The organism is Pseudomonas agronomica (assembly GCF_025917275.1).
Taxonomy (GTDB): Bacteria; Pseudomonadota; Gammaproteobacteria; order Pseudomonadales; family Pseudomonadaceae; genus Aquipseudomonas; species Aquipseudomonas agronomica.
In genome coordinates, this window is record NZ_JAOSHO010000210.1 from 1 (window position 1) to 8,559 (window position 8,559).

Annotated in this window: 5 protein-coding genes; 2 read left to right on the forward strand and 3 right to left on the reverse strand. The window is 61.7% G+C overall.

Annotated features, from left to right (window positions below):
- Window positions 1-63: 63 nt before the first annotated feature.
- Together OC610_RS15800 and OC610_RS15805 are read right to left on the reverse strand one after the other, a co-directional pair.
- Window positions 64-903, reverse strand: coding sequence for a 23S rRNA (adenine(2030)-N(6))-methyltransferase RlmJ (locus OC610_RS15800; RefSeq protein WP_264428909.1), 840 nt, complete (start codon window positions 901-903; stop codon window positions 64-66).
- Window positions 904-1,041: 138 nt separating this feature from the next.
- Window positions 1,042-3,078, reverse strand: a complete 2,037-nt coding sequence (locus OC610_RS15805; RefSeq protein WP_264428911.1) for a type VI secretion system Vgr family protein — start codon at window positions 3,076-3,078, stop codon at window positions 1,042-1,044.
- A 253-nt stretch (window positions 3,079-3,331) separates the two neighbouring features.
- On the opposite strand from OC610_RS15805, the gene OC610_RS15810 reads away from it, so the two are divergent.
- Window positions 3,332-3,826, forward strand: coding sequence for a DUF2165 family protein (locus OC610_RS15810; protein WP_264428913.1), 495 nt, complete (start codon window positions 3,332-3,334; stop codon window positions 3,824-3,826).
- Window positions 3,827-4,041: 215 nt separating this feature from the next.
- On the opposite strand, the gene putP is transcribed toward OC610_RS15810, so the two are convergent.
- Window positions 4,042-5,526: a sodium/proline symporter PutP gene (gene putP / locus OC610_RS15815; protein WP_264428915.1), complete on the reverse strand. Its 1,485-nt coding sequence runs from the start codon at window positions 5,524-5,526 to the stop codon at window positions 4,042-4,044.
- Between the two features lie 473 nt (window positions 5,527-5,999).
- On the opposite strand from putP, the gene putA reads away from it, so the two are divergent.
- Window positions 6,000-8,559: bifunctional proline dehydrogenase/L-glutamate gamma-semialdehyde dehydrogenase PutA (gene putA, locus OC610_RS15820; protein WP_264428917.1), on the forward strand; the 2,560-nt coding region annotated here is incomplete at its 3' end.

An 8,559-nucleotide genomic window follows, 5' to 3' on the forward strand; every position in this document is an offset into this window, starting at 1 on the left:
TGTGGGAGCGGGCTTGCTCGCGAAGGCGTCCTGCCTGACGACCTGAATGCATCGGCTCAGCGATCAGCTTTCAGCGATCAACCAATCCATCTGCCACCCACCCTGGGTCTGCCCAAGCTTCTTGGACAACCACGGCAGCAACTCACGCAACTCTTCCTCAAGCCCCCATGGCGGGTTGGCGATGGCCAGGCCGGAGCCGTTCAGGCTGTTGGGCGTGGCCAGCGGATGCACGAGCAACTCCACCCGCAACAACTTCGGCGCGCCTGTGCCCGCCAGGTCCTGATAGAAACGACGCAACATGCGTTGGTCTTTCACGGGATACCAGATCGCCGCCACCGTCTGGCGCATCCGGCCGATGGCCTCCTTGAGCGAGGCAGCGCAGCGCTGCATCTCATCCAACTGTTCAAACGGCGGATCGATCAACATCAGGGCGCGCTTCTCTGCCACCGGCAGCAACGCACGAGGAACGTGCCAGCCTTCGCCCAGATGCACTGCCACGCGACGATCACCCTTCATGTTGTCCTTGAGCAGCACGCCGTCCTCCGGATGCTTCTCGTTGAGCAACACCCGATCCTGCGACCGGGTCAGGCGCCGCGCCAGCTCCGGTGAGCCAGGGTAATAGCGCAACTGGCCGTCCGGGTTCATCTCGTGCAGCACCTTCATGTAATCGGCGGTCAGGGCCGGCAAGTCGCCCTGATCCCATAACCGCGCGATGCCTTCCAGGTATTCGCCGGTGCGATTGGCCTGGTCGCCCTGCAAGTCGTACAAGCCGATGCCTGCGTGGGTGTCGAGGTAGGCGAAGGGCTGTTCCTTGCGCGACATCAAGGCGATGAGGCGAGTCAAGGTCAGGTGTTTGAACACATCGGCGTGATTGCCGGCGTGGAAGGCGTGGCGATAATTCATGGCGGCTCCTGCGAAGGGCGACGAGTTTACCTCGAAGCGCGCCCAACGTCAGGGACTGGCGACCGAGCGGCCCAATAATCACTCACCCGTGGCGAGGGAGCTTGCTCCCGCTGGGCTGCTCGGCAGCCCGCCCTGAACCTATCCTCCAAGCGGTGCCAACGACACGCCACAAGCGCCATCCTTGCAGCGCTCGCACTCCTCGCAGAAAGGCGCGGGGCTTTTCAGGCTGCGTATTTGCGCCAAGGACAGTATCGGCGCCAGCGCGGCGGCAAGTTTCTCCGGGGCGCCTGCCGCAATGGGCTCGGCACCCATCGCCGCCATCGGCGCACCGCCGACCTGGATCGGCACGCTGCTGAAGATTCCGCCCGGGCCGATGTTGATCCAGTGCCCGCCGGCCTGGACGGTCACGCTGGCACCGGCCTCCAGCACGACTTGCTGACCAGCGCTGACACTGAATCCCCCGGAGGCGTTGAGGGCCTGGTTGGCGACGTGGATGTGCCGATCGCCGGTCACCATCAGGTGATCGTCCTGGCGAACTTCAACCTGGCGTCGACCTCCGGTGATGCGCTGTTCGCCATCCTTGAGTTCATGCCGCGACAAACCACTGACAACGATGCTGCGCTCATGATCGACCTGTACCCGCTGGTCATGCAGCACATGCTGGGTCCAGTTGCGCTGCGCCCGCAGGTAGATTTCCTCGGCGCCCTTGCGGTCTTCGATGCGCAATTCGTTGTAGCCACCGCCGCCGGGGCTGCTCTGGCTGCGCAGGATACTGCGGGTCTTGTCCGCCGGCAGGTCGAGGGGCACCGGGGTGGCACCGTTCGGCAGGCAGCCCACCACCAGGGGCTTGTCGACGTCGCCGTCCATGAACCCGACGAGGACCTCCATGCCGACCCGAGGGATCATCACGCTGCCGTAGCGATCATGGGCCCATCCGGTCGCCACGCGTAGCCAGCAGCTGGAATGCTCGTCGCGCTCGCCGTCACGGTCCCAGACCAGTTGCACCTTGACCCGCCCGAATTCATCGCAATGAATCTCGCTGTCTACCGGCCCGGTCACCACCGCCGGCTGAAAACCGCTGACGGACGGCTTCTTGTGCTGCAACGGCGGACGAAAGAAACCCTCCCATGGCGTTGCGATGAAAGCATTGCGGTAGCCCTGGAACTCATCCCGGCCGGCGGAGGCGGTTTCTTCCAACACTTGCGGTTGTCGACCATGGTGATCGACCTGCGTCAGCAGCCACAGGTCGTTCCATTGAGTGCGCGGGTGCTCTTTGATGCGCATGAAATGCCCGCTGACAAAAGCGCTGTCATCGCTGTCGCCCTCTGCCAGGCGCCCGTCGGCGCCATGCCGTTCGAGGGCCCGCCGGACCGAATGCTTGCCATCGTCGCGGTCGGTGAATTGACCGGGGTAGTGATAATGTTCCAGCGTCGGGAGTTGCTGATTGTCGAGATTGGCCTGTAATAGCAAGCCCGGCTTGCGAAAGTCATAGTCGCGCAATGTTACGGCCGTGGTGCGGGTCTGGAGCCGCACCGCCAAGCGCTTGATGGCCGGCTCGGCGGCGGCCATGCCGCTGCCGGGCAAATACAACGTGGACTCGGGCAAGCGCGCGAACACCGTCTGGTCATCGCCGAACGCCAGCAGATGGCCGTCAGGGCTGTGGCGGAAGTGGTAATGGATGCCGACTTCGGCGCAAAGGCGCTCAACGAAAACCAGGTCGCTTTCGCCGTACTGCACGCAATATTCACGCTCGGGATATTGCCCGCCAAGGCTGAACTGGAAGGCATCGGCCAGGATGCCGTGGTCCTTCAGGACGAGGGCCACGATATCCGGCACGCTCAGGTGCTGGAAAATCCGCTGGTTGATGCGATGACGCAAGTACGCCAGGCGAGGCACCAGCGTGATTTGATAACGGGTCAGGCGCTTGCCTGAATCGCCTTGCGCCACACAGTAGACCTGCCCGTGAACACCGCCGCCCCGGTCGTCGAAGCCCAGGAAAGCCTGGCGATGAAGCAGCTCCTCCAGCGGCAGGTCAGGTCGCTCGCTGATCAGTTCCAACTCGAAGCAGTAAGGTTGGCTGATGGCTTCCTTGCCCTTGAACTCAAGCACCTTGAGGTCGTTTGGCCCGCTGTCGAGCGTCAGCGTGAAACGCGGTAGGTTGGCAGGCGCGAACATCCGATGTGCCTCTGCGAAATAAGGGCGGGCGATTGTGCACGACCCATTCGGCCAGTTGACCGGACATCATGAAAAACAGATTTCCCCTACATCCAAGAGGCTAAAAGCTGCGTGGCGCGCTGTATTTTCCGATAGACACGCGCGCCTAAAGTTTTCGTACGAAGGAATCAGCGGCTTCTTACGGGGCGCCAGGCCTCGTATCGCCCAAAGGCGTGATAACGTCCTTTCGTCGTAACAAGCCAAGGACGCAACCATGACAATCCGCTACACAAAAATCGCGATGATCCTCGCGCTTGCCGCTTTCGCCTTCCTGACCGTGTTCAACAACGTCACGGACTACAGCTCCAACTTCAATTTCGTCCAGCATGTGCTGAGCATGGACACCACCTTTCCCGACAACGCCGCCCGCTATCGCGCCGTCGACCAGCCGTGGATGTGGCACGGCGCTTATTGGCTGATCATCCTCGGCGAAGCGATGACCACGGTGTTGCTGGCCTATGGCGGGCTGAAACTCTGGCGCGTACGCACGGCGGATGGCCTGGTTTTCAATCGGGCCAAGGGGTGGGCCGTCGTCGGGCTCACGGTGGGATTCTTCGTCTGGTTTTTCGGTTTCATGGTCGTCGGCGGCGAGTGGTTCCTGATGTGGCAATCCGAGACCTGGAATGGCCAGGATGCTGCGTTCAGGTTCTACATGGCGCTGTTGGGCGTGCTGATCTTTCTCAACCAGCCCGATACCGAGATGAAGTGATGAGGCTCCGTGGCGAGGGAGCTTGCTCCCGCCCTGTAGGAGCTGGCGAAGCCTGCGATCTTTTGATCTTTGATCTTTCGCTTGGGACTCAAGCGTCTGGGGAAAGATCGCAGCCTCGTTGCACTCGGCAGCTCCTACGCGGCTTCCGAGGGTAGCGGGAGCAAGCGCCCCCGCCACAATGGATCATCAGCGAGCCCGGAGGCTCGCCAAGAGCCTTACTGATTTAAGCGGAAATCTTTCTCGGCCGCTTCGAAGCGCTGCAGCATGCCGATGGTAGGCGTGCCCATCTTGCTGACAACCAAGATTGCGAGGCTGGCGAAGATGAAGCCCGGGATGATTTCGTACAGGCCCAGCAGCTCGAAATGCTTCCAGACCACGACGGTGATCGCACCGACCAGAATACCGGCCAAGGCGCCATTGCGCGTCATGTTCTTCCAGATCACGGAGATCAGGACCACCGGACCGAAGGCCGCACCGAAACCAGCCCAGGCGTAGCTCACCAGGCCCAGTACGCGGTTTTGCGGATTGGCGGCCAGGGCGATGGCGATCAGCGCCACCAACAGCACCATGGCGCGACCGACCCAGACCAACTCGACTTGGGACGCACTCTTGCGCAGGAAGGTCTTGTAGAAGTCTTCGGTCAGTGCGCTGGAGCACACCAGCAACTGGCAGCTCAGGGTGCTCATGACGGCAGCCAGGATGGCGGACAGCAGCACGCCGGCAACCCATGGGTTGAACAGGATTTTCGCCAGTTCGATGAACACGCGCTCAGGGTTTTCAGTCACAGGACCGGCCAGGTCAGGATGCGCCGAGAAATACGCGATACCGAAGAAACCGACGGCCACGGTGCCGCCCAGGCACAGGATCATCCAGGTCATGGAGATGCGACGCGCCTTGGCGATCGACTTGACCGAGTCTGCTGCCATGAAGCGCGCCAGGATGTGCGGTTGGCCGAAGTAGCCCAGGCCCCAGCCCATCAGCGAGATGATCCCGATGAAGGTGGTGTTTTTCAGCATGTCGAACGAAGTCGGATCTTTCGCTTCGATGGCCAGGAAAGTGGTATCGACGCCGCCAGTGGCCAGCAGCACGATGATCGGGGTGAGGATCAAGGCGAAGATCATCAGCGTGGCTTGTACGGTATCGGTCCAGCTCACCGCCAGGAAACCACCGATGAAGGTGTAGGCGATGGTCGCGGCGGCACCGGCCCACAGCGCGGTCTCGTAGGACAGGCCGAAGGTGCTTTCGAACAAACGGGCACCGGCCACGATGCCGGACGCGCAATAGATGGTGAAGAACACCAGGATCACCACCGCGGAGATAATCCGCAGCAAGCCGCTGGTATCCTCAAAACGGCTGGAGAAATAGTCCGGCAGCGTCAGCGCATCACCGTTGTGCTCGGTCTGGACCCGCAGGCGACCGGCGACGAACAGCCAGTTCAGGTAGGCACCGATGATCAGGCCGATGGCGATCCAGCTTTCCGACAGGCCGGACATGTAGATGGCGCCAGGCAAACCCATCAACAACCAGCCGCTCATGTCGGAAGCGCCGGCGGAAAGCGCCGTCACGACACTGCCCAGGCTGCGACCGCCCAGGATGTAATCGGAAAGGTTGTTGGTGGAGCGATAAGCCATCAGGCCGATCAGGACCATGGCTGCGATGTAGATCACGAAGGTGATCAGGGTGGGATTGCTAACACTCATGAGTTACGCCCTGGCTTTGTTTTTATGGTGCGGTGGCAGTTGAAAGCGCCGACAACGCAGACGTTGTACCGACGTTTTGTGGACCCGCGAATTTATGACTGATGTTTCCCCAGGAAAGCCATCAGCCGATGCAGCTCGACCCGTTTCGAATCCCGGACCGGTTGCACCTTGGCCGCGAATGCTATTCAACAAATCAAATTAGGTGCAACCAGTTTCGTTGAAATAAGTTGCACCTAGTCGGAATCTCCCTACAAATGCCACATTTTGCTCTCTTTTGGTGCGAGAATCTTCCTTTTTCCTGACTGAGACGCACCATGTGAGTGCGAACATGGAATCGCGCCCTAACCTTCCAGATGAGCTGTTCATTATTTCGACAAAAAACCGGTTGCACCCGGTTGCACCTCAATCATCGCGCAGCTAATCTTGCCGCCAGCTGATGCCACGCGGTACGTGGCAAACATGAGGATAAAAATATGGCTACCACCACCCTTGGGGTCAAACTCGACGACCCGACCCGCGAACGCCTCAAGGCGGCCGCAACCTCGATTGATCGCACCCCGCACTGGCTGATCAAACAGGCTATTTTCAATTACCTGGAAAAACTCGAGGGTGGTGCAACCCTGACCGAGCTGAACGGTTCCCCTCGTGCCGACAGCGATGACGCTGGCGACGTGCAGGTCGACCACGCTCACCAATGCTTCCTCGAATTTGCCGAGAGCATCCTGCCGCAATCGGTACTGCGCGCTTCCATCACCGCCGCTTATCGTCGCCCGGAACCGGAAGTGGTGCCGATGCTGATCGAGCAGGCCCGCCTGCCGGCCGAGATGGCCGAAGCCACCAACAAGCTGGCGGCCTCCATCGCTGAAAAACTGCGTAACCAGAAAAGTGCTGGCGGCCGTGCCGGTATTGTTCAGGGCTTGCTGCAGGAATTTTCCCTGTCGTCCCAGGAAGGCGTCGCCCTGATGTGCCTGGCGGAGGCGCTGCTGCGCATTCCGGACAAGGGCACCCGCGATGCGCTGATCCGCGACAAGATCAGCACCGGCAACTGGCAGCCGCACCTGGGCAACAGCCCATCGCTGTTCGTTAACGCCGCCACCTGGGGCCTGCTGCTGACCGGCAAGCTGGTCGCTACCCATAACGAAGCGGGCCTGACCTCCTCCCTGAGCCGCATCATCGGCAAGAGCGGCGAGCCGATGATCCGCAAGGGCGTCGACATGGCCATGCGCCTGATGGGCGAGCAGTTCGTCACCGGCGAAACCATCGCCGAAGCCCTGGCCAACGCCAGCAAATTCGAATCCAAGGGTTTCCGTTATTCCTACGACATGCTGGGTGAAGCCGCACTCACCGAGCATGACGCCCAGAAGTACCTGGCGTCGTACGAACAAGCCATCCACTCCATCGGCAAAGCGTCCCATGGTCGTGGGATTTATGAAGGCCCGGGCATTTCCATCAAGCTCTCGGCCCTGCACCCGCGCTACAGCCGCGCCCAGTACGAGCGCGTCATGGACGAGCTGTACCCGCGCCTGCTGTCGCTGACCCTGTTGGCCAAGCAATACGACATCGGCCTGAACATCGACGCCGAGGAAGCCGACCGCCTCGAACTGTCCCTGGACCTGCTGGAGCGCCTGTGCTTCGAGCCGCAGCTGACCGGTTGGAACGGCATCGGCTTCGTGATCCAGGCCTACCAGAAGCGCTGCCCGTACGTGATCGACTACGTCATCGACCTGGCCCGTCGCAGCCGCCACCGCCTGATGATCCGCCTGGTAAAAGGCGCGTACTGGGACAGCGAGATCAAGCGCGCCCAGGTCGAAGGCCTGGAAGGCTACCCGGTCTACACCCGCAAGGTGTACACCGACGTGTCCTACATCGCTTGCGCACGAAAACTGCTCTCGGTGCCGGAAGTCATCTACCCGCAATTCGCCACACACAACGCCCACACCCTGTCGGCCATCTACCATATCGCCGGTCAGAACTATTACCCGGGCCAGTACGAATTCCAGTGCCTGCACGGCATGGGTGAACCGCTGTACGAGCAAGTTGTAGGCAAGGTTTCCGAGGGCAAGCTGAACCGTCCGTGCCGCGTGTACGCTCCGGTCGGCACCCACGAAACACTGCTGGCCTACCTGGTGCGTCGCCTGCTGGAAAACGGTGCCAACACCTCGTTCGTCAACCGCATCGCCGACCAGTCGATTTCCATCCAGGAACTGGTGGCCGATCCGGTGGCAAGCATCGAACAGATGGCAACCCTGGAAGGCGGCTTCGGCCTGCCACATCCGCGCATCCCGTTGCCGCGTGACCTGTATGGCAGCGAACGCGCCAACTCCAGCGGCATCGACCTGGCCAACGAACATCGCCTGGCCTCGTTGTCCTGCGCCCTGCTCGCCACTGCCCATAACGACTGGAAAGCCGCGCCGATGCTCGGTTGCGCCGCCAGCGAAGAAGCCCCGGCGCCGGTATTGAACCCGGCCGACCACCGCGACGTGGTCGGTCATGTGCAGGAAGCCACGGTCGAAGACGTCGACAATGCCATCCAGTGCGCACTGAATGCCGCACCAATCTGGCAAGCCACGCCGCCGGCCGAACGCGCCGCGATCCTGGAGCGTGCCGCCGACCTGATGGAAGGCGAGATCCAGCCGCTGATGGGCCTGCTGGCCCGTGAAGCTGGCAAGACCTTTGCCAACGCCATCGCCGAAGTGCGCGAAGCCGTGGACTTCCTGCGCTACTACGCGGTGCAGGCCCGCAACGATTTCACCAACGACGCCCACCGTCCACTGGGCCCGGTGGTCTGCATCAGCCCGTGGAACTTCCCGCTGGCAATTTTCAGCGGCCAAGTCGCCGCCGCACTGGCCGCCGGCAACCCGGTCCTGGCCAAGCCTGCCGAACAGACCCCATTGGTGGCGGCCCAGGCGGTGCGCCTGATGCTCGAAGCCGGCATCCCCGAAGGCGTCCTGCAATTGCTGCCGGGCCGCGGCGAAACCGTCGGTGCCCGCCTGGTGGGTGACGATCGCGTCAAAGGCGTGATGTTCACCGGTT